The sequence below is a fragment of the Oribacterium asaccharolyticum ACB7 genome, from assembly GCF_000238075.1.
Taxonomy (GTDB): Bacteria; Bacillota; Clostridia; order Lachnospirales; family Lachnospiraceae; genus Oribacterium; species Oribacterium asaccharolyticum.
The window spans coordinates 592,030-614,208 of record NZ_JH414505.1; the positions used below are offsets into that span (position 1 = coordinate 592,030).

Consider the following 22,179-nt stretch of genomic DNA (forward strand, 5'->3'; position numbering starts at 1 on the left):
TCGTTTTATTCCTTTCCCGCTTCTTCCTCGCTATTTCCCGTTTTCCTCTTTTCCAGCTCCTTCAAATACGCCTTGGCATCTTTCAGAAAGCTGAAGCTGATTAAGAGGATAATAAATCCGATCGGAAAAGCGGCAATAATTGAAACCGATTGCAGGTTTGCCATAGAGCTTTCCGAAAAAACCAGAGCAAGCGGTAAAAGGATCAAGAGAACCGCCCAGAATCCCTGCACCTTCTTATTCGGTTCTTCTCCTTCCTCCAAATTCTTATAGCTGTACTGCGATGCCACCAAAGCAATCGAATCAAAGGATGTGGCATAAAAAGCAAGCATGGTAAGGAAGAGCAGAGCCAGTACCAAAGGTGCCAGCGGAAGGGCCTCCAGGGCTTGTACGATCACCTCATAAAGAGACTGTGTCTTTTCATAAATCGAAAGAATCGGGACTCTGTGGAAGAGTTCCAGAGACAGGCTGTAATTTCCTAAAACCAGGAAGCTCACAAAAGTACTGCCCACTCCGAAGACATAGCCTCCCAATATGGTTTGCCGTATCGTTCTCCCCTTACTGATACTTCCGATAAAAAAGGGAGATGCCACACACCAAACCATCCAGTAGGCCCAGTAAAAGATTGTCCAATTCTCCGGAAAATGATTCTCCCCGAGTGCATCCGTATAGGTCGCCATGCTCGGGAAGTGTTCCACCATTTTCCCAAAGGCAGAAAAGCCGTGCTTCAAAATAAAATTGCCGGCCCCTCCGAAAAAGAAGACATAAAATAACAGCGAGTAAAAAAGCCATGTGCAGGTTTTTGCCAAAAGAGAAATCCCCGCCATGCCCTTTAAGAGGGAGTAGGTATAAACCACGCAGGTAATAACCAGAATCAAAATGGTCAAGCTCACTGTGGAAAAGCCCGGCAGAACCTTTCTGATAATTTCGGCCATGAGCGGCGTCGCTACGGAAAAGGTCGTGGCGGTCCCCGCAAGTAATGCAAAAACAGCCAAAAGGTCTATTCCGCGTCCCAGTATTCCGTCCGTCTTTTCTTTGAGAATCGATCTGCAAGCTTCCGAATAACGCTGCCTCTTCCGTTTCCGAACATGAAGCATGAACCCGAAAGCCGCCGCAAGAACCAGATAAAAGCCCCAGGGAATAAAGCCCCAGTGAAACAGGGTGTAAACGGTCGCCCACTCTTCCGCATTACCGAGGCTTTGAATATAAGGCTCTCTCACATACAAAATCCATTCACAGAGAGAGTAAAACAAGATATCCGCCGCGAGCCCCGCAGTGAACATCATACTTCCCCAGGTAAAAAAAGAATAGGCCGGCTTCTCGTCCGGCTTTCCCAAAACAATCGTTCCATAGGGAGAAAAGGCAATAAACAAAGAGAGAAGAAAGATAAAGAGCCCCAAGCCCAGGTAATATACGGCAAATTCCGAACCCAAAAAGCTGCGAATCGCGGATAAACCCCGATTCGAATTCTCCGGAAAACGGAAAAAGAAAAAGCACATCAGGAGAATCGCCAAAAGGGGAATCCCGCTGATACCAAAATCCAATCTCTCTTTTTCGCTATTACTCTTCTGCTCTGAATTCTGCATAATTTTCACCGGTTACCTTCCTGTAGGGAATTTTGGTAATCTTCTGGATATCCCTATCCCCTTCCTTTCCTCCATCCTCTGTCGCAAGCTGAAAGGCAATGTTGAAAAGAGCCTTGGCCTGTGCCATCTCATCATTATACACCGTCGCCTTCATTGCTCCTTTTTTAACAGCATTGATGCCTGCCATGGTTCCGTCAATGCCGTATATCCATGGGCGCGCATCCTTTTGCACCCCTATTTTATCATACGCATCCAATACGCCAAGAGCCATATCATCATTGTTAGAAAGAATTAATTCAATCTTATCCTCTAATTCCGAATAAAGCTGCATCATCCTACTCTGCGCTTCCGCTCTGCTCCAGTTTGCAATGCCGTATCCCAGTCTTTCCAGAGGAATCCCCTTCTTTTGCAAAGTACTGACCACATACTCGGTCCGCATGATGGCGTCCTGATGTCCCGCCTCTCCCTCAAAGAGGACATACTGCAGCTTACCGTCTCCGTTTTTGTCTACACTTCGAGGCAACGCTACAGACTCTCTCGACTCTGTTTTCGACTGTACTGTCGTATCGAATTCTTCCCCTAAGAGTCTCCCGCCAAGTTCTCCTGCCCATTCCGTTTCCGACTCCGTAATGTCTTCCGACTCTGTAACGCCTTCCGGCGCCGGTTCTTCCGGATTCGTTTCTTCTTCCGGCTTCCTTGTCGTTTCTGCCTCTCCCGGTTCTTCCGCAGAAGAAATCGACTCTTCTTTCGACTCCGGCTCTGCCGAAAGCTCTCCTTCCTTTCCTTCTTCTCTTCCGGAAGCTTCTTTCTCCGCCTCCGCCAATATATCCTCCGCTACCAATTCTCCCTGTAATATCCCGGACTGCTTAGCATCCGCCCCGACATAATAGAGTTGATTCCAGCGGTACAAATCCTCTTCCACAAGTTCTCTGTTAAAGAAAATAACCGGTGTATTTTTCTTCTTAGCCATGTCAATAATCTCAGACGGTGCAGTCCGATCCACCAAATTGATGCAAAGCACATCACAGGAATTTTGCAACATTTCCTCTACCTGCTCATTTTGCACGGACTGACTTCCCTCCGCATTGAAACGGAGAACATCCACCTCATAGCCTTCTCCACGCTTCTCCGCCACTTCCTTGTCAAAGGCGCTCATATAGCCGGTGATAAAGGTATCATGACTGTCATACAGGGTGATGCCGATTTTTATTTTCTTCTTTTCCCTTCTCTTCTCACTCGTTTTACAGGCAGATAAAGAAAAAAGCAGAAGAACAACCGAAATCCAAGTCAGAAAACTTCTCCTATTCACACGCATCTCTTTTCTCCTTTCCTTCGGCTTGAACGGTCCCTCTTTCAAGTCCTCTCTTTTCGAAAGCTGCTCCGAAAATTTCCCGCTCTTCCCGGAGGGGAAAGCGGCCGTCGGCTTATTAATCTGTCGGAAACAGAATCCGTTCCATTTTTTTACTGTACATATTGCCGGCCTTCACGACATAAAAATCCACAAGGTGGGTTTCTCCGGTTTTTTGCCCCCCGGACAATTGTTTCCACAAGGCTTCCACCGCGGAATAGGCCATATCATAATGGTCGATAACAATCAGGCTCCGAATCACGCCCGTATCCAAATCATAAATGACTTCCTCGGAATCTCCTACCCCGTAGAGCTCGATAAAGCTTCTTCCGGTTTCCTGTGTATAGTGTGCAGCCGCTTCCAGGCTGTCGTTATCCAGAGCAATGATGACATCCACACTCTTCCTATGGCTTTCCTCATCAAGGTCCTTTCGATACTGTCCGCGGTCCTCAATCACCCAGGCAATTTCCTGCTCTCCGCTCTCCAAAACCTTCTTTAGGGCATCCAGGCGTTTCTTCATATTGCCCTTGCTCTGATTTCCGGCGAGAATCCCGATACTCAGTTTTTCTGCCTGTAAGGAGCTTTGTAAAACCTCCGTTCCAAGCGCCGTTCCGAGCGCCTCTTCATCCACGGAAAAGGTCGGAATGAAAAGGTCGGGTCTCACGTTTTCCCGCTCGCTTTCCACCAGGGCGATCTTCACCTGCTTCCCAAGCTCATCCAAAATTTCTCCCGTCCCCTCCGTCGCGCGTAATTCCGTAATAATGCCGTCCGTTCCGTTCTTGACTTCCCGGGTAAGACTTGCATATTCCTGCTGAATGGAACTGAAGCGGCTTGTCGTCACAAAATTATATTCCATGTTGTATTGTTTGACTGCTGCATTTAAGCCTCTCCGAAAGCTGTCCCAGGATGCCGAACTGCTCCGGTCCACCACGATGGAGATCTTATATTTTTCGGGTTTATTCTCCCCCAGGAATCTTCCCAGAGAGAGCAGCAGAAGAATCATCGCTATGACTGCCACCGCCACCGTGAATATCCGATTTTCCTTCATTGTCTTTGCCCCCTCCGTGAAATCCGTCTGTACTGCTGTGCATATTACCGTGCTCCAGACTTTTCTGTGTTTCTTCCGTATACTCTATCGCGGGAAGTCGAACTTCCACTCTGGTTCCCTCATCCGGTTCGCTGTGGATCCTGAGGCCGAAACGAGTTCCAAAACGCAACTGAATTCTTCTGTGTACATTAATCAGTCCCACACCGGAACCTCGTTTCTTCCGGTCGGAGAAATCGGAAATCTCCGCCTCCGTATCGAGCAGGGACTCCGCCTTTTCCTCTGTCATGCCGAAGCCGTTGTCTTCCACGGACAAAAGGACCATGGAAGTGTTTTCTCCCTTAATCATTTCACCTCTGACATGGATTTCCCCATCCTCATCCACGCCCGCCATACCGTGATAGATGGCATTTTCCAGGATGGGCTGCAGAATAAGCTTTACGGTCAGACAACGTAAGACTTCCTCGCTCACCGTAAAATCCACCTTGAACTTATCTTTAAAACGGATTTGCTGGATATTCATATAGTTCTTGGCGTGCTGCAGTTCCTGAGAAAGAGGGATGATATTTTTCCCGCCGGAAAGACTGATGCGGAAAAAGCTTCCCAGCTCGGTTACCATAAATACCGCATCATCCTTCTTGCCGCTCTCAATCATCCAGACCACGGACTCCAAGGTATTATAGAGGAAATGGGGATTAATCTGGGATTGCAGGGCATCCATCTCGGTCTGTCTTTTCTCTTCCTGCTGCTCTATCTTCTCTTCCGTCAGTCTGTCTATCTGCCGGAAAGACTGCACCAGGGTTTTTCCCAGGTGAATGATCTCCGTGCTGCCGTAGTGGGCGATATCTTCCATAGAAAGTCGCCGCTCCCCCATTTTCTCCAAATCCTCATTCAACTTACGAATCGGATAGGACAGGCGTAGCGATACCAGCTGGTTAAACAAAAGCGAGATTAATAAAGTTAACGAAATCAGAATGAAGACATAATATAACATTCCGCCGGAGGCAAAAATCCGATTGCCTTCCTCCAGAACGGCAACCATCTTCCACCCGGTATAACCTATCGTATCCACGATGATTGCCCTACTGTTACTCCCCGCCTTGATATGATGGATCCCGTCATCCAGCTCGGAAAGCACCTCCGTATTCTCCTGAAAATCATTTCGTAAAATTTCCCGCATCCTGGGATGGTAAATCAGATTGCCCTTTTTATCACAAAGGTAAAAGTAACGATATTGATCTTCCCCGTTCAGCTTCTCCATCATTCTCTCAATGGTATTAAAATTCATGTCAACAAGCAGAACGCCGTTGCTGCTGGCTCCATTTTCACTCAGTTCCACAACGCGGCTGAGAGAAACGACCCAGTGTGTCCTAAAAGAGGGGTCATCAAAAAGATTCTGCACATGCGGAAGGGAAAAATGCAGATTCTCCACCTGCTGCACGGCAGACGTAAAAAAGTCCTGTTCCACCACCTTTCGATTCTTCTTCTCCGTTGAGTTCGGAACCGCCGTTAGAAGCTTTCCTCCTCCCGAAAAAATGGCAACAGAAACAAGACTTTCCTTATGCGCCTCATATAAGAGGTTCATTTCGGTATTCACTTTCAATAAATTCAGATTGGAACCCTTAATCACATCATAATACATCGCATCCGAAATCTGTCGCATGCTGATCAGGTATTCTTCCAGGCGATTTCCGCCCTGTTTTAAGAGCTGTTCCGCCTGTGTTTCCCGTTCTTCCTTCAGCCGTGCGGAAAACTGCAGATACAGAACCGAGGATAAGAAGAGAATAATGATAATCGATAAGAGCATAAAGCTCATGAGAATCATATTGTGAAAAGAGCGAAATGGGCTCCTTAAAGAAAGGGGCAGGAAAGCACCTTTCTTAAAAAAGATGTCCTGTAGGAAGTGCTTCTTCTCTTCTTTTTCCGATATCCTCATCATACACCCTCTTGCTTCATCCCGCTGGTTTTATATTTGGAGGGAGACATCCCGAATTTTTTCTTAAAAGCGTAGCTGAAGTAATTCGGATCCGCATAGCCAACCGACTCTGCGATAATATAGGTCTTTTCCTCCTCTTCAATGAGAAGACGCAAAGCCTTCTCCATGCGATAATCCGTAAGGTAATTGATAAAGCTCTTTCCCGTTTCCTTCTTAAACACCGTCGAAAAATAAGCCGCCGAAACATGGAGCTCCATGGAAAGTCCCTCTACGGAAAGGTTTTTATCCATGTAATGACTGTGTACATGCTCCACCGCCTTTTTAACAAAAGACTTCGTCTTGTCACTTCTCTTTTCCTGAATAATGCCCTGAATCCTTTCGCAAATCCGCTTCATCCAAGCCGAAAGTTCTTCCAAACTGAACTGCTGCACCTTCTGGTACACATCCTCGTCCTTCGGAAAAATAAGCGTCGCATCCACCTGATTGGACAAAAGGAACTTATGAATATTGGTCACAAGTTCCATCAGGAAAAACTGATACTCCTGCAGGGAAGGCTTCTCCAGGCGGCTGTTCTGGATATAGAGATCGATGTCCTTGAAAAGCTCTTCCTTGGATGCCATCCTGATGCTTCGATAAACGTCCAGAAGCCTTTCCTCATCCAGAAGTTCCCGATTTAAAGACGGATTCTCCCGTTCCTCCGGGTTGATGTCGGAAACCGCAATGGCCTTTCCGCGCCCGTAGAGAACACGATACGCTACCGCGTCGCGTGCCCCCAGATAAGAGAGCGGTAAATCCAATAAGGAGCTTACCGTTTTTCCGATACCCGCCGTAATCGTGGCATTACAGACATACTTCGCCATCCGGCAGAGCGTTTCCATCTCATCCGTCAAACGGTAATGTTCTTCTTCTCTTTTTAACTGTGTAAGGATGACCGTGTTTCCGAGATAGGTGAAAAAGCAGGCTCTCCATCCCTTTTGCATCCGCTCTTCCGCAAGCTTGCGAATAGACATACTGATTAAGACCGGATTGATGCCTTCCGGCGAAAGGCTTATGGAGTTATGCAAAATCACCACGGAATAGAACTTTCCCGTCAAGTCAATCTGGTAGTCCAACATCGCCCGCGTCAAATCCTCTTGCCGGACATTTCCCTCAATCAGGGAGGTGTAAAAACTCTCCTGCAAAATGGGCAGGCTCTCCAAATAGTAATTCTTTAAGTGATTAATATTCTGTTTTTCGTCGAATTCCTTGTCCAGTCTCTCGTGTACCGTACGAAAAATGCGGGAAAGTTCTCCGCTGTCTACCGGCTTTAATACATATTCTTCCGCTTCGAGTCGAATCGCCTCTTTGGCATATTCAAATTCATCAAATCCCGAGAAGATAACAATCTTAATGGAAGGATACAGCTCCTTCAATTTGTGTGACAGAGTCAGCCCGTCCATATACGGCATTTTAATATCGGTAAGGACGACATCCACCTGCTTTTCTTCGGCAATTTCCAGCGCCTCCAAGCCGTTTTTGGCATAGCCCAAAAGCGAATAGCCGAGGCCGTCCCAATCAATCTTCTGCATGATTGCTTTTACTACATCCTCTTCGTCATCGACCAAGAGTACGGAATATTTCTTCATTTTCTATCCCCACTATACTTTTCCTCCAAACGCCGAAATTGCATAGCGACCAGAATAAATCCCAGCAAAATGAGCGATATCCCTAAAAATGGATGAATAAGCATACAAAAAGATGCTACTAACGAAATAGCTGCAAAAATAAGAACCAATATTCCGGCTTCCCTGCCATATCCCTTCTTATCTTGAACGGGAGCCCGCCCCTTCGGACGAATGCTCTCCACATCTTGAAAAACCATTAACTTTATTGCGTAATACAGCAATAGGACTGTAAAAAGTAAGGGCAGCCCCATTTCCTGTATAACTTTCTCTACCATATCTTATCGTCTCGATTCTATATCCGTATTAAATGCCACGCCAAAAGCGGACCCCTTTATTTAAAAAAACTTAAAAATTACCATAAAGCTTCTTTTTATTTTACAAAATCCCCGCCTTCTTTGCAAGTGTCACATCCTCTCAATACTTAAATATTTAAGACGATTTGCTTTCGATTGACAGTTCGGAAACTTCCTTGTAGTATCAGAAAAACAGAATTATTTTTTTCATGGAATAAGGAGTTTTTATGAAAAACAAATTATTTATTCAAAAGCTCGTCGGTACCGCCATACTGGCCGCCGTCGTAATCAGTCTTCAGCTTATTCTGGGCAGCATCAAACTCGGCCCTTTCAACATCACTTTTACACTCATCCCCATTATCCTGGCGGCAATTTTATACGGTTCCTTGAGTGCTGCGTTTCTCGGTGCCGTTTTCGGAATCATGGTCTGTTTTTCCGTTGTTTCGGGAAATGATGCGGGCGGCTATATTTTATTTTCACAAAGGCCGCTGATCACCCTTCTGCTCTGTCTTTTGAAAAGCACCCTTGCAGGGTACCTCGCGGGGCTTAGTGTGCACTGCACGAAGCAAAAGCTTCTCCGGATTCTTCTGCCGGCTGTCCTTGCCCCCGTTGTAAACACCGGGATATTTATTCTGGGCTTAGTGCTCTTCTTTCAAGAGACGCTTGCTCTTTGGGCGAACGGGCAGGACGCCGTCGTACACTTCTTAGTTTTCAGCATTTTGGGCGTGAACTTCCTGATTGAACTCTTGGTGAATCTGCTTGTCTCCCCCGTCATTGTGCGCATCTTACAGGGAATCCGTTTCACCAAAGAAGAAGTAGAAAATATTTAGCAAAAAAAGCAAAAGTATTTAGCAAAAAAGCAAAAGTATTTAGCGAAAAGAAGTCGAAAATATTCAGCAAAATAGAACTTTCTTCGCAAATTCAGTAAGGGAGAAGCCATGATTTTAGCCATTGACTGCGGAAATACCCACACCAATTTCGGATGCATCCGGGAAAGCGGAGAAATTGCACAGATTTTCTGCATGGAAAGTAATCGCAAAAAGACCAGCTACGAGTATGCGGCGGACATCGATGAAATCTGTACTCTTCTTAAGATTTCCGCCCACGACTTCCAGGCCATGGTGCTGTCCTCCGTTGTACCGGAGCTCACCGGCTCTTTTCAGGAAGCCGCCGAGATTTTAGGCATTCGTGAGTGCTTCATTGTAAACCGGGAAAATGTTTCCGCCGTTTCCTTTTCCGCCGCATCCTACGCGGACGTCGGCCCGGACCTGATTGTTTCCGCTGTTGCGGCCAAGAAACGCTATCCGCTTCCCGCCATCATCATCGATATGGGTACCGCCAGCACCCTGACTGTAGTGAATCGGGAAGGGGTATTTATGGGAGGCGTCATCCTCCCCGGCGTAGGTATTTCCATGAATGCTTTGGCAAAAGAAACCTCGCTCCTTCCTTCTATTGACGTTGCTCCCGCGAAGAAGCTGATTTCCTTAAATACCGTCGATGCCATGCGTTCCGGTATTATTTACGGTACGGCAGGCTCCTTGGACGGCCTCATCGACCGCTTCTTAAAGGAACTCGGACAAGAAGCCACCCTTCTTGCAACCGGCGGGCTTTCCCATCTGATTTGTCCCTACTGCAGACATTCCATTATCGTAGATGAAAATCTGCTACTCACGGGCTTATGGGAGATTTGGACGGACTCCCGAAAGGCAGGCGCATAGGTCTGTCATAAGAAGAAAGGCGAGCGCATAGGCCTGTCATAAGAAGAACGGCAGGTACATAAGCCGATTGCCAGAAGGATGGCAGGTGCCACAAGATCTCCTTCCGTGCCTTTTAAGAATAAGCCGACGGGAGAGAGATAAGGCAGGTACTTTACCCATCCGCTTAGGGCACTAAAATCCATAAAAGCGCCTCCCGAAAGGCAGAAAAACAGGCCCAGATTCAAGCTGAGTCCGGTCTCCGCTCCCTCTCCGAGCACTCTTACGGAAAGAAAGCGGGAGAAGCCGAAGAGGAAGAGCGTGTAAGAAAGAAGGGACAGCAACGCATTAAAACTGAAGTCGAGCCGGAGGGCAAAGAAAAAGCAAAGACTGATGCCCAGAAAGACGAGAAAGAGCCCGATCAGATATCTTCTGCTTGCACCGGCTATACTTTGCAGTCGGGCGCCGACTCTTTTTTCTTCTCCTTCTCCGGCAACGGAAGCCAGGGAGAACAGAAAGAAATAGAGCAAAAAGGCATAAACCGCCTCTCTTCGCGGAGAGAAGAGCTCTTCCCGCGTTGCACCGTTTTGTTTTCTCACCGTATATAACGGACTCGTTCTTTTATATTGTTTTTGATTTTTCGTAAGCAAGTCTTGTTCATCCGCACGGATTTCCCGCCCCAAAAGAGAGGAGAGATAGTCGTTCGCCCCTCTTTCAATCTTCTCGCCGGCCACGACAGCCGCTACGATTTCTCTTAGCCCCATTTCCGAAAGGGAGGCGCTACCGCTCTCATAGAGGAGCTTTCCCTTTTCTTCCTTATCTCCGGTATAGCCTTTCCGAATCGTCAGTACACCTTCCTTATCGCCATAGAGGAGCTTTTCCTCCTTTTCCCTTTCCGGAATGAGCCGGATCTCCAGGCTCTTTTCCGCGTCCAGGTCTCTAAGCAGTTCCCGACTCCACTCTCCACCGTCCTCATTCACAAGATAAAACGCTATTTTTTCCTGCGTCTTATCCCCGGCATATCTTCCAAGACAGAGGAAAAACAGAAGAAAAAGAAGCACTCCGACCGTTCTACCCAGCAGAATATAGCCTCTCCACAAAGGGAAAGGAAGGCAGTGCATCAGGAATTGTTTTCCCCGGATTCTGTCTTCTTCAAAACCCCTTCTCTTAGGAAACACCGTTTCCTTTTCGAGTAGGCCTCTCTTCTCCGGCACTCTTTCCTTTTCTAGCGAACTTCTCTTCTCCGTAAAGCTGTGCATAAAGCGAAGCAGAATTCCCAAAAGGAGGAACAGCCCGAGCGGCAGGACGAAAGGCATTAAACGCACCGGACTGTATCCGCGCCGCAGGCCTTCCAAAAGGACGGCATTGATGCTGATCGGGGAGAAACGCGCCAGAGAAAAAGGCAGCCTTCCCGCGCTAAACAGCCTCCCCGTAAAGAGCAGGAGCAAGAAAATCAGACAAACAGAGAAGTTTTTCGCCAGTCGTTCCTCTCTTACAAGACTGAAAAGCCCCCAAAAGAAGAGATAAAAGCTGAGTAAGGAAAGGTTGTAATACAGGGCAAAAAAGAGAAGCAATTCCGGTGACAAGGCAAAAGCCTTGTAAAGAAAAAGAAGCGATAACGCGAGAACCGGAAGGGCAAGAAGCAACAGAAGCAGGAATTTTGAGAGGTAAAAGCCCCTTCCTCCCATTTGCCTGAAGCGGGAAACAATGCCCTTCTTTTCCTCCTCCGGAACGGCGGACACCATAGACAGGCTGATAAAGGATAGAAAAAGGAAAAGCAGGGCGGAGGCAATCCGCATAACCAGCGCAAACGCTACATTTGCCCCAACTTCCTCATTCTGAAAAATAAGCTGCCTCTTTAAAACCGAATTAAGCAATCGTTCCGAAGCCCTGTGATAGAGTTCTTCCTCTTCCGAAGCGGAGAGCTTCTCCCCGTAAGCCGTATGAAAAACAGCAAGACTCATCTCCTGTTCTTTTTCCATGATTTTCATAATGGAGGTGAAAACCGATTCCAGAATAGCGCTTTCCGTAGCTCTTCTTTCGTTTAAAATCAGCTCCACGGGCTCTCCCTGAAAACGATAAGCCGTATAAAAGAAATCCTTCGGAATGCGCAGAACGCCGACACTTCCCTTTTCCAATTCTTCCGAAATGTCCTCTCGACTGATTTTATGCACTTCCGAAAAAAGCTCCACCTCTTCCATTTGCCGAATGAGGGTTTTCGACATCAGGGTTTCATCCTCGTCAATCACCGAGACCGGGAAAGCTTGCAGACCGCCGGAGTTTCCCCGGAAGAAAAAGAGAAAGAGGGGAAGTAAGAGAAGCGGAAATAGAAGGGAGAAGAGTCCCCCTTTTCGAAAGAACAAACACATATCCTTTTTTAAGGCTGCCAGAAAGCCATTCATTCTCTTATCTTCCCATCCTCTAAATACACGATTCGATCCGCCATTTCCTCCAATTCTCCTCTACCGTGGCTGATGAGAAGCATGGCCGTGCCCTGTGCTTTCATTTTCCGAAGAAGAGACAAAATCCTCTCATAAGATTCGTTGTCGCACCCTACAGTCGGCTCATCCAGAAGGAGAATAGCCGGTCTTTTCATGAGCGCAGAGGCTAAGTGCACTCTTCTCTTCATTCCGCCGGACAGGGTGGAGAGGCGCTCTCCGGCTTTCTCTTCCAACCCCAGTTCCCTAAGAAGCCAAGTTGCCCTTGTAAAAATCACCTTCTTCGGAAGCCCCTGTATCTTTCCGTAAAAATACAGATTCTCCATGGCCGTAAGACTCTCATAAAGAGAAAGGTCCTGCGGCAGATAGGAAAGCTCTTTTTGGACCTTCGGCGCAAAGCGAATCTCTCCCTCTCCATAAGGAAGAAGCCCTGCTAGAGCCTTTAAAAGCGTACTCTTTCCGGCTCCGTTTTCTCCCCTTATGCCCAGGATCTCCCCTTTATGGAAAGAAAGGGAGAGCCCTTTCAAAACCGCTCTCCCCCCTCTTTGGTAGTGAAGTCCCAGATTCCTTATCTCGCAAATCTGCTCTTCCATCTATGATTTTCCTCCATTACTATCCGCCAAAAACTTCCTCCCCAATATTCCGGATTTCAGAAGAAAACTCGCTCATCAAGTCATAGAGCTCGTCGGTGGAATAATCGGTAATGTCCTCCGTCTTTCCCTTGGGCTTGGATATATCCGCGCCTTCCTTCACGTTAATATGTAGAGTCATCGAGCGGATATCATTGTAGTCTAAGTCATACAGCCCGCTCATTTTCAACTCACAGTCCGTACTGTTCTTTTTTCCGGCCTTTACGGTAAGGGTTACCTTTCCGTTATCCCCTTCAATGTCTCTAAACTTATACTCTCCATAAGGAAGAATCTGATACTTCTTTCCCGTCTCGATAGTATAGTCCGTTTTATTTAAATAGAGAGTGTCCAACATTCCGGTAATCGTTCCATCCAGTGTTTTCCCTTTTTTCTTATACGTATTCCAAAGATAGACCACCGAAGAATAACCGTCCGGAGAAATATTAAAGAATTCCGCCACTTCCTCTTTGTCTTTCCCCGATGCCAGCACAAAGTAGGATTCTTCCTCCGTGTCCAGTTCTCCGTTGTCATCGTTGTCAGCGAAAAGATAGATTTCGTGCAGGGTCTTTCCCTCTACTCCCACTACCCAGGTAAGGTTATTGTCTTCCAGCTCCTCCCCTATGTCTTCCGCATTATCACGGAGCCTTTCGGCAAGGTCGGAAAGCTGCTCGGCAGTGGATTCATTTCTTCCGTATCCGGAGATTAACTCAAGATACTTCCCGTAAGCGCCCTGTTCAATAAACTTCTCGAGGTCCTTGTCCTTTTCCATCATATCGGCGAGCTTCTCTACAAATTTCTCAATTTCTTCCGCCTTAGGCTTAAAGGTATACCTTGTCCCCTTATATTTTGTATCTTTCAAATCCTCATCCAGATGCTCTATTGTGAAGGTTCCCTTCTCCGTAGTGAGATTCTTCTTGTTCATCGACTTGGAAAGGAGTACCCCGTACTTCGCTAAAAGCTTCTTTCCGAGTTTCCGATTTTCCTTTGATTTCTTCAAATCCGGAATCTGCACCTCTTCTCCCGTATTATTTTCGAGCAAGGTCTTTACATCCGCTGTATAAAGCTTCTTATCGATGGACGGGAAGGCAAAAGAAAAGTTTCCATTATCATATTCACCGTAAGCATCCAGTACCGAGTTTCCCGTCAGTTTGACCAGCAAGCTTGCCTGGAGATTTCCCTTATCCAGATTGGTCTTTGTCTTAAGAACCAGAGAACTGTCTTCCAGATACTCCGCAACCTCTTTATTGCCTTTTACTTCTCCGGTCACAGTGAAAGTCAAAGCCCGATTGTCTTCCATGCGAAGCAGTCCAAGGTCCTCCATGGCTTTCAGTTTGCCGTTAAAATAATCCGTCTGATAGCCAAGGAACTTTTGTCCCGGAGTTCCGCCTCCCAAAAGCTGCATCGGATTGAAGCCGCCGAATACTTTTCCCAATGCCACAAAACCGATGATTACAATCAATACAACGGCCGCAACCCCAATCAGAAAATATGGGGGCTGTTTCTTCTTTTCTTCCGGAGTCTCCCGACTCTGCCCGTTATCCCCCGGCGCTCCGGCAGGCTCTCTATATACCGCCTCTTCCATCATCGGCGCAATCAGTACTTCGGAAACCGGTTCCGGAGCAGGCTCCGCAGCCTGAATCTCCTCCGGCACTTCTACAGCCGGTTCCGATACCGGCACTTCATTCACTGCCTCCGATACCGGCACTTCGTTTGCTACAGATACCGGCACTTCGGAGGCGGGCTCTTCCTTTGCCGGCTCCGTTACCGCTTCAGCAGCAGGCTCGGTCACGGGGGCTTCCTCTACTGTATCTGCGTTAGGCTCGGTCACGGGTGCTTCCTCTACTGTCTCCGCAGCAGGCTCGACACTCTGCACAGGCTCTACCGGCTCCAGCTTTTCTCCACAGTTTGTGCAGAACCGGAATCCTTCACTAACTTCTTTTCCACAATTCGGACATTTTGCCATGTCTTTTCTCCCTTCAAGCAGGCACGGACATTGCCGGCCTTTTCTCCTGTCTTATAAGCTGTAGCATAACATAAAAGGGGAAAGCCTTCAAATGGCTATCCCCTTTTTTCTGTGAAATGCTCTGTGCATTGTCTTCTTCACACTTTTTCGATAGACTTTCCGAGCTTTAGTTACCGAATATTTCCTCTCCAATATTCGAAAGTTCCTCCGAGAATGCCTCTCCCAGCTCCTTCACCTCATACAAAGTGTAGTCGGAAATGTCTACCGTCTTTCCCTTCGGTCTGGAAAGATCCGCCCCTTCCTTCGCATTGACCTGGATGCTGAGGGTTTTGATTTCGGGTAAATAATCCTCTTCTAAGCCGCTGATTTTTATTTCATAGTCTGTACTGTTCTTTTTTCCGTCTTTTACTGTCATCTTACCTCGAAGCCCATCGCCTAAAGCATCGCTAAAATCATACTCACCGTACGGTAAAGCTAACATCTTATCCTTCTTCCCTTTTTCCACAGAATATTCAATGTGTCTAAACGGTGATACAGGAAAAATAGGGCTAAGGAGATAAAAATTCCCATCCAGCGTTTTACCCTTATCCGTATATACATTTTTAATGAAAAAAGCCTTCGCGTCCTCCCTTAGGCCAAAGCCGAAAAGATCTGCTCTGATTTTTTCATGCCTCCCGCTAATGCAGTTAAAGAAGATCCTATCTCCATCTTCCCACTTAAATTCATCGTCATCCTCTATATCTGTTCCTATTTGAATTTTCCGGACTTCCTTCCCCTCCATGGTAAGTACCCACATAATATGCTTCTCTTCGAGCTCTTCTGCAAGTTCTTCCGCGTTCTCGCGAAGCCAATCGGCAAAGTCTGCTAAGCGGCTCTCATCTATAAATTCATAATAAGCTATGTGCTCTGAAATCATTATACCGAGTCCGCTTTGTATCAGAAATTTTGCGCAGTCCTCATCCTTTTCCAGCTTATCGGCGATTTTCTCCAAGATTCCCTCCAGATCTTCCGCGCTTGGCTTAAATCTGTAAATGGTACCCTCAAATTCTTCCTCTTCGAAGCCCTTCCCATAAATCGGCATCGTAAATCTTCCCTTTTCTACCGTGAAATTCTCTTCGGTGAAAAATTCGGAAAGCAGACTTCCGTATTTCTTGAATAACTTTTCGGCAAGCTTTCGGTTTTCCTTCATTTTGTTGAAGTTCGGAAGTTCTATCTCTTCATCCGATGAATGATTCAGGATGGATTGAAGTTCTCCCTGATAAAACTTCTTTTCCAGAGAGGGAAAAGCCAAGCCGAGTTTTCCGTCCGCATATTCACCATAGGCATCCAGCACATCTTCTCCCATAAGATTAAAGAGCAGGCTCGCCTGATAACTTCCCTTTTCCGGATTCGTCTTGGTCTTCATCACGATGGAAGAGTCTTCCAGATATTTTGCCACCTCTTTGTTTCCCCTCACCTCTCCGCTTATGGTAAAGGTGATATTTTTTTTCGTTAGCGGAAAGATTTCCAAGGCCTCTACGTTCTTTAGCTTTTCATTAAAGTAATCCGCCTGATACTTTAGGAATTTCTGCTTCGGACTTAAAAAAAGTCCCATGGAAAGAACGGTCTTTCCCAAAAGCAAAACACCGACCAGAACCGCAATGAAAACAGCCGCTACGCCAATGAGAAAATAGGGTTTCCCTCCCTTTTTCTCCTTCGTTTCTTGTGAAGCAGCGCCACCCGAAGCCACATGCACCGGATTCACACTATTCTGCACCGGGGCTTCGCCTCCCACGGCCTCCTGCACCGGCGTTCCCTCTCCTACAGGGTGCTCCTCCAGCTTCTCTCCGCAATGCGTGCAAAACAAACAGCCGTCTTGTACCGCATTTCCGCAATTAGGACAGTTTCTCATGTACTTTCCCCCTTCAAACAGTAAACGTACCGCGTTATTTTGTTTTTCTCCTATTTTTGTAGCATAACATAAAAGGAGAGAGCCTTCAAATGGCTATCGTTTTGAGCTTGTCAAAGAACGTGCGAAACTGAAAACTTCAGTATCTAGGCTTGTAAACATCCTGTTCCCGGAACTTGAGTCTCTTGTTCCGACTCTGCACATGAACTCGGTATACCGTCTTCTTCAGGAACTGCCGGGAGCATATTTTATCGCCTCTTCTATTTTTGTCTTACTTTAAAGAAAATCTCTTCAATAATAACACTCAGCGCCATACAAATACCACATATTGCCCCCATATGAGTTCCTATTGATTTACCAAAATACTCTGATCCGGACTTTGTAAGTTCATAGATAGGTATTCCAAGTATTTTGACGGTTAGTACATTTATATTTGTACTATATGCATTAGTAAAACCAAAATAGATTTTGACGCTCATAAGCAGCATCGCAATAACAAATCCAACAGCCAAAGCAATTAGAATTCTATTTTTCATCTTCATATTTTACCCCACTTCGTTTACTTGTACTATCAAAAAAGTATTGTATCTCTCAGAATATATTTTTCTCAAGCCATTAAATTACTGTACTTTCAATAGTTTTACAGCCAAAACACTTTGTTACCACTTAATCTAAGCTTCTAATTTACCTATCCCGACAGACAGGGATTTACCTCTACAAACGATATATCATCAGTCCATCGATAATACCACACTTTTGAAATCCATATTTTTCAGCTATCCGAATACTACTTTTTTGTTCAGGTACACATTCAATCACTACCTGTTTACCTGAGTTTCTAGCTTTTGCTATCATACCTGATGTCAAGCATGATGCAATCCCTAGCCCCCAAAAGAAAGGTTCTAAAACCCATCCAATCTCGACACTCTCTGAATCGTAATCATGATAAATCACATATCCGATGAAGTCGTTATCTTTTTCAACTGCGTATATCAATGGTGTCTCAGAAAGACCGGATCGAAAGAGGAATTGCTCGGTCTGCTCTTTTGTGTAGGGTGCTTCGAGATATTGCATTACTTTCGAATTCGACAAAAGTTTGTAAAGCGGTTCCAAATCACTGACTGTCATTTTTCTAATTCTTATATTCATTCATACTCCACAACTTCTAATCTACCATTTTCTATTTTCCAGAAAAGCCCCCCATCGAAATGATGGAAGGCTTACTATTATTTCTCACCTAATTGTTCATTGAGAAATAAGTATCGCATGTGAAACTCGCTCAATATTTGTTATCACGAGATGTTATCAGAGTTTCCGATTTCGCACTATTTTGCTAGGTGCTGGTTCGGTACAAACTCTATTCTCAGCGTCGAATTCACCGCTTCGGCGATACGATTCAGTAAGGCCAAACTGGGATTCCTTGTGCCATTCTCCAATCTGCTGATATCTGCCTGACTGATTCCGGTTTTCTCAGATAACTCCGCCTGCGTAAGTCCTGCTTCCTTTCTCGCTCGAATCAAAGACATCGTGATGTCTCTCTCCGGCTGAAGAGCTTCATATTCCTTTCTAAACGCAGCATCCTGCATGAGTTCGTTAGTCAATTCCTGTAAATCGCTCATCGTATGCTCTCCTTCCTTCTCAAGTAAATCGCTCTCCTCTGCTTTGCTAGCTGGATCTCACTTTGCGGCGTTTTCTGCTGCTTCTTGACAAAACCATTTGTCGCAATAATAATCTCATCTTCACGTCAAGCGTTCGAATAAAATCACCAACCGGTTTACTTCCATCTTCTTCTCGATAAAAATTCACACTAAACAAATCGCATCTCCTTTATGCTATATATAGCATAATGCATGTGGTTCACTCCGTCAATACCTATTAATTCCCCTTTTTCTGTACACTTCTTTGTGCATCACCTTCTATTTACTTTATTGATTCGATAGACTTTCCGAGCTTTAGTTACCGAATATTTCCTCTCCAACATTCGAAAGCTCCTCCGAGAATGCCTCTCCCAGCTCCTTCACCTCATACAAAGTGTAGTCGGAAATATCTACCGTCTTTCCCTTCGGTCTGGAAAGATCCGCCCCTTCCTTCGCATTGACATGGATGCTGAGGGTTTTGATTCCGGGTAAATAATCCTCTTCTAATCCACTAATTTTTATTTCATAGTCCGTACTGTTCTTCTTTCCGGCTGTTACCGTCATCTTACCTCGAGGCCCATCATAGCCTAAAGCATCGCTAAAATCATACTCACCGTACGGTAAAGCTAAGATTTTATCCTTCTTCCCTTTTTCCACAGAATATTCCACACCTGCATAGTACCTAAAACCTCTTACGTAAAGATGACAATCTCCATCCAGCGTTTTCCCGTTATCCTTATATACGTTCCAAATATCAAAACCAATTTGGTCTCCTTGGACATCGCCGAAGCCGAAAAGCTCTGCTCTTATTTTTTTATACCTCCCACTAATGCATTCAAAGAATGTTCTATCTCCAGATTCCAAGTTAAATTCGCCATCATCCTCTAGATCAGTTCCTATTTGAATTTTCCGGACTTCCTTCCCCTCCATGGTAAGTACCCACATAATATGCTTCTCTTCAAGCTCTTCTGCGAGTTCTTCCGCATTCTCACGAAGCCAATCGGCAAAGTCTGACAAGCGACTCTCATCTATAAATCCATAATAATCTATTTGGTTTGAAATCATGATACCGAGTCCACTTTGTATCAGCAGTTTTGCACAGTCTTCATCCTTTTCCAGCTTATCGGCGAATTTCTCTACGATCCTCTCCAGATCTTCCGCGCTTGGCTTAAATCTGTAAATTGTACCCTCAAATTCTTTCTCTTTGAAGTCCTCCCCATAAATCGACATCGTAAAGCTTCCCTTTTCTACCGTAAAATTCTCTTCGGTGAAAAACTCGGAAAGCAGACTTCCGTATTTCTTGAATAACTTTTCGGCAAGCTTTCGGTTTTCCTTCTTCTTATTGAAGTTCGGAAGTTCTATCTCTTTATCGTATGAATTACTCAGGATGGACTGAAGCTCTCCCTGATAAAACTTCTTTTCCAGAGAGGGAAACGCCAAGCCGAGTTTTCCGTCCGCATATTCGCCATAGGCATCCAGCACATCTTCTCCCATGATATTAAAGAGCAGGCTCGCTTGATAACTTCCCTTTTCCGGATTGGTCTTGGTCTTCACCACGATGGAAGAGTCTTCCAGATATTTGGCTACCTCTTTGTTTCCCCTCACCTCTCCGTTTATGGTAAAAGTGATATTTTTTTTCGTTAGCGGGAAGATTTCCAGTTTATCGAGATCGTTAAGCTTTTCATTAAAGTAATCCGCCTGATACTTTAGAAATTTCTGCTTCGGACTTAAGAAAAGTCCCATGGAAAGAACCGTCTTTCCCAAGACCAAAACACCGACCAGAACCGCAATGAAAACAGCCGCTACGCCAATGAGAAAATAGGGTTTCCCTCCCTTTTTCTCCTTATTTTCCTGCAAAGTAGCGCCAGCCGAAGCCGCCTGCGCCGCATTCACACTATTCTGCACCGGCTCTTCACCTCCCACGGCCTCCTGCACCGGCATTCCCTCTCCTACGGGATGCTCCTCCAGCTTCTCTCCGCAATGCGTGCAAAACAAACAGCCGTCTTGTACCGCATTTCCGCAATTAGGACAGTTTCTCATGTACTTTCTCCCTTCAAACAGTAAACGTACCGCGTTATTTTGTTTTTCTCCTGTTCTTGTAGCATAACATAAAAGGAGAGAGCCTTCAAACGACTCTCTCCCTTTCTTAATCCCTTTCTTTCGGAATCCTATTTTTTACTTCACTACATCTTCCAAACTCTCAAAAATATGCTCGAAGCCCTGCCCGAATTTTTCAGCAAGCTCCGACAATTCCTCTTCGGAGTAATCGGAGATATCCACGGCCTTTCCCTTCGGTGCGGAAAGTTTTGTCTTGTCCGAGCTGTTCAAGTTGATTTTCAGGGAATCAAATCCCAGGTAATAGGATTGCAGCCCGCTGATAACCAGTTCATGATCCGTACTGCCGTTTTTCCCCTCTTTAACGGTCAAATTTGCCTCTCCTCCCATTCCGGTCGGATCCTTTACGGAATAGGTACCGTAAGGCATCAGAACAGACTTCTTATCCGTTTCAATGGAATATTCCAGTCCCTGAATATTAATGATACCGTTTCCGCCGGAAATACTTCCCTTCAATGTCTTACCCTTCTTTGTGTAGGTGTTGGTAAGATAATAGTTTTCACTGTCGGCAGGCTGTGCATTCAGCTGTTCCACGGTCTTTGCGCCGTCTTTTCCGCTCTCCAGGCTGTAGACTCCCTGATCCGAGGAAATCTTAATTTGGCGAAGCTCTTTTCCTTCTACGGCAATCTCCCAAGTGAAGTTTGCTTCTTCGATTGTCTTCCCCATCTCTTCCGCATTGTCCCGGAGATTCTCCGCAAACTTTGCAAGCTGCTCCTTTGCATCCGGTTCTTCTCCGAGCCCCATAGCCGCCTCGAATCCGTTACCATAGCTTCCCTGCTCCAAGAGGGTCTCTAAATCCTTATCCTTCTCCACCATCGTCGCAAGCTTTTCCATGAAGGCTTGTATGTCTTTTGCTTTTGGCTTAAAGGTATAAACCTCTCCTTTATAGTCCTTTTTGACGGAGTCCAGGGTAAACTTCGTTTTCTCCACTGTAAGATTATCCTTGGTAATCAGTGTGGAGAGCAGAGCGCCGTACTTCTTTCTCAGCTTTTCCAGCGTTTTCTTATTCTCCTTAACCTGCTTTAAATCGGGCGTTTCATCCGCTTTTTCACCGGTCAGATTCTCATAAATTTTCTTATAATCACCCTTATAAAAGTTCTCGTCTATCGTCGGAACGGAAAAGCCGATTTTTCCGTCAACATACTCACCATAGGCATCCAGGATATCACTTCCCATGAGCTTTAAGCCCATGTTCATCTGCAGACTGCCCTTATCCAGATCGGTTTTCGTTTCCAGAGTCAGCGCTGTATCCTCCAGATATTGATTAATCTCTTCGTTCCCTTCCACTTCTCCGGTCAGAACCAGTGTTGCTTCCTGATTCTCTTCCGTACTAAGGAAACCGAGATCCTCCAAGGCTTTAAACTTGTTCTCGAGGTAATCATACTGGTAGTTTAAGAATTTCTGTTCCGGGCTCAAGTTCAATCCGCCGGAAAATAAATTCTTGCCGAAGGAAAAGACAGCCGCCACAACAATGGCAAGCAAAAGGAACAGACCGATAAAGATAAGCGGTGAAACTCCTTTTTTCTTCTTTTCTTCTACCGTATATCTTGCATATTCCGGTGCCTGCTCCGCTGCAACCGGCGTTGGCTCCGCTGCAGGAGGTATCGGCTCCGCTACTGCTGCCGTTGCTTCCGCTCTCAGTTCTGCTGCCGCAGGTGTCGGCTCTACTGCAGGGGGTGTCTGCTCCGCTACTGCCGCTGTTGCTTCCGCTGTCGGTTCTGCTGCCGCAGGTGCCGCCGCTACTGCCGCCGGACTCTCGTCCACTGTCTGCTCCGCAGCCTTAGGCTCCGCGGCGGGTTCAATCGTCACGGGCGTCGGCGCTGTTTCGGACTCCACCTTTTCTCCGCAATACGTGCAAAATACATCCTGATCCTGTAAATCTTCTCCACAATTAGGACATTTTTTCATATATTCCTCCCCTAACTCATCTGATGATGAACACTAAG

General features: G+C 46.0%; 18 protein-coding genes and 1 pseudogene. 3 read left to right on the forward strand and 16 right to left on the reverse strand.

Annotated features, from left to right (window positions below; all coding sequences use genetic code 11):
* Window positions 1-5: 5 nt before the first annotated feature.
* From HMPREF9624_RS07535 to HMPREF9624_RS07560, 6 genes are all read right to left on the reverse strand, one after another.
* On the reverse strand, window positions 6-1,583 hold the full coding sequence (locus tag HMPREF9624_RS07535) for a BCCT family transporter (RefSeq protein ID WP_050801571.1): 1,578 nt from the start codon (window positions 1,581-1,583) through the stop codon (window positions 6-8).
* Window positions 1,558-2,898: a galactose ABC transporter substrate-binding protein gene (locus HMPREF9624_RS07540; RefSeq protein WP_009537247.1), complete on the reverse strand. Its 1,341-nt coding sequence runs from the start codon at window positions 2,896-2,898 to the stop codon at window positions 1,558-1,560. The genes HMPREF9624_RS07535 and HMPREF9624_RS07540 overlap by 26 nt, the downstream gene beginning before the upstream one ends.
* 112 nt (window positions 2,899-3,010) lie before the next feature.
* Window positions 3,011-3,979 carry a substrate-binding domain-containing protein gene (locus HMPREF9624_RS07545; protein WP_242822633.1) on the reverse strand — a complete coding sequence of 323 codons (969 nt, stop codon included), beginning with the start codon at window positions 3,977-3,979 and terminating at the stop codon, window positions 3,011-3,013.
* Complete coding sequence (locus HMPREF9624_RS07550) at window positions 3,888-5,915, reverse strand: cache domain-containing sensor histidine kinase (protein WP_242822634.1); 2,028 nt, start codon at window positions 5,913-5,915, stop codon at window positions 3,888-3,890. Before HMPREF9624_RS07550 ends, HMPREF9624_RS07545 begins: the two co-directional genes overlap by 92 nt.
* On the reverse strand, window positions 5,912-7,537 hold the full coding sequence (locus tag HMPREF9624_RS07555; RefSeq protein WP_009537250.1) for a response regulator: 1,626 nt from the start codon (window positions 7,535-7,537) through the stop codon (window positions 5,912-5,914). Before HMPREF9624_RS07555 ends, HMPREF9624_RS07550 begins: the two co-directional genes overlap by 4 nt.
* Window positions 7,534-7,851 (reverse strand): hypothetical protein, encoded by a 318-nt coding sequence (locus HMPREF9624_RS07560; RefSeq protein ID WP_009537251.1) that lies wholly within the window; start codon window positions 7,849-7,851, stop codon window positions 7,534-7,536. The genes HMPREF9624_RS07555 and HMPREF9624_RS07560 overlap by 4 nt, the downstream gene beginning before the upstream one ends.
* Before the next feature lie 245 nt (window positions 7,852-8,096).
* On the opposite strand from HMPREF9624_RS07560, the gene HMPREF9624_RS07565 reads away from it, so the two are divergent.
* Together HMPREF9624_RS07565 and HMPREF9624_RS07570 are read left to right on the forward strand one after the other, a co-directional pair.
* Window positions 8,097-8,699, forward strand: coding sequence for an ECF transporter S component (locus HMPREF9624_RS07565; RefSeq protein ID WP_009537252.1), 603 nt, complete (start codon window positions 8,097-8,099; stop codon window positions 8,697-8,699).
* Window positions 8,700-8,807: 108 nt separating this feature from the next.
* Complete coding sequence (locus HMPREF9624_RS07570; protein ID WP_009537253.1) at window positions 8,808-9,587, forward strand: type III pantothenate kinase; 780 nt, start codon at window positions 8,808-8,810, stop codon at window positions 9,585-9,587.
* Window positions 9,588-9,592: 5 nt separating this feature from the next.
* Here HMPREF9624_RS07570 and HMPREF9624_RS07575 read toward each other — a convergent pair whose 3' ends face one another.
* The 4 genes from HMPREF9624_RS07575 to HMPREF9624_RS07590 form a co-directional block, all read right to left on the reverse strand.
* Window positions 9,593-11,965 carry an ABC transporter permease gene (locus tag HMPREF9624_RS07575; RefSeq protein ID WP_009537254.1) on the reverse strand — a complete coding sequence of 791 codons (2,373 nt, stop codon included), beginning with the start codon at window positions 11,963-11,965 and terminating at the stop codon, window positions 9,593-9,595.
* Complete coding sequence (locus HMPREF9624_RS07580; RefSeq protein ID WP_009537255.1) at window positions 11,962-12,594, reverse strand: ABC transporter ATP-binding protein; 633 nt, start codon at window positions 12,592-12,594, stop codon at window positions 11,962-11,964. The genes HMPREF9624_RS07575 and HMPREF9624_RS07580 overlap by 4 nt, the downstream gene beginning before the upstream one ends.
* Before the next feature lie 19 nt (window positions 12,595-12,613).
* Complete coding sequence (locus HMPREF9624_RS07585) at window positions 12,614-14,593, reverse strand: zinc ribbon domain-containing protein (protein WP_009537256.1); 1,980 nt, start codon at window positions 14,591-14,593, stop codon at window positions 12,614-12,616.
* 166 nt (window positions 14,594-14,759) lie between these two features.
* Window positions 14,760-16,484, reverse strand: coding sequence for a zinc ribbon domain-containing protein (locus tag HMPREF9624_RS07590; protein WP_009537257.1), 1,725 nt, complete (start codon window positions 16,482-16,484; stop codon window positions 14,760-14,762).
* A 94-nt stretch (window positions 16,485-16,578) separates the two neighbouring features.
* On the opposite strand from HMPREF9624_RS07590, the pseudogene HMPREF9624_RS12310 reads away from it, so the two are divergent.
* Window positions 16,579-16,743 (forward strand): annotated as a pseudogene (locus HMPREF9624_RS12310) (IS110 family transposase); the annotation flags it as partial.
* Here HMPREF9624_RS12310 and HMPREF9624_RS07595 read toward each other — a convergent pair.
* The 6 genes from HMPREF9624_RS07595 to HMPREF9624_RS07615 form a co-directional block, all read right to left on the reverse strand.
* Window positions 16,742-17,023, reverse strand: coding sequence for a DUF5963 family protein (locus HMPREF9624_RS07595; protein ID WP_009537258.1), 282 nt, complete (start codon window positions 17,021-17,023; stop codon window positions 16,742-16,744). The pseudogene HMPREF9624_RS12310 and the gene HMPREF9624_RS07595 sit on opposite strands and share 2 nt — an antisense overlap.
* 172 nt (window positions 17,024-17,195) lie before the next feature.
* Window positions 17,196-17,630 (reverse strand): GNAT family N-acetyltransferase, encoded by a 435-nt coding sequence (locus HMPREF9624_RS07600; protein WP_009537259.1) that lies wholly within the window; start codon window positions 17,628-17,630, stop codon window positions 17,196-17,198.
* Between the two features lie 176 nt (window positions 17,631-17,806).
* Window positions 17,807-18,100: a helix-turn-helix domain-containing protein gene (locus HMPREF9624_RS07605; protein ID WP_009537260.1), complete on the reverse strand. Its 294-nt coding sequence runs from the start codon at window positions 18,098-18,100 to the stop codon at window positions 17,807-17,809.
* The gene (locus tag HMPREF9624_RS12190) at window positions 18,097-18,213 is read right to left on the reverse strand and encodes a type II toxin-antitoxin system RelE/ParE family toxin (protein WP_330361857.1); all 117 of its coding nucleotides are present in this window, start codon (window positions 18,211-18,213) and stop codon (window positions 18,097-18,099) included. The genes HMPREF9624_RS07605 and HMPREF9624_RS12190 overlap by 4 nt, the downstream gene beginning before the upstream one ends.
* 220 nt (window positions 18,214-18,433) lie before the next feature.
* Entirely contained in the window at window positions 18,434-20,158 is a 1,725-nt protein-coding gene (locus tag HMPREF9624_RS07610) for a zinc ribbon domain-containing protein (protein WP_009537261.1), read from the reverse strand.
* A 135-nt stretch (window positions 20,159-20,293) separates the two neighbouring features.
* Window positions 20,294-22,141 (reverse strand): zinc ribbon domain-containing protein, encoded by a 1,848-nt coding sequence (locus HMPREF9624_RS07615; RefSeq protein WP_009537262.1) that lies wholly within the window; start codon window positions 22,139-22,141, stop codon window positions 20,294-20,296.
* Window positions 22,142-22,179 lie beyond the last annotated feature (38 nt).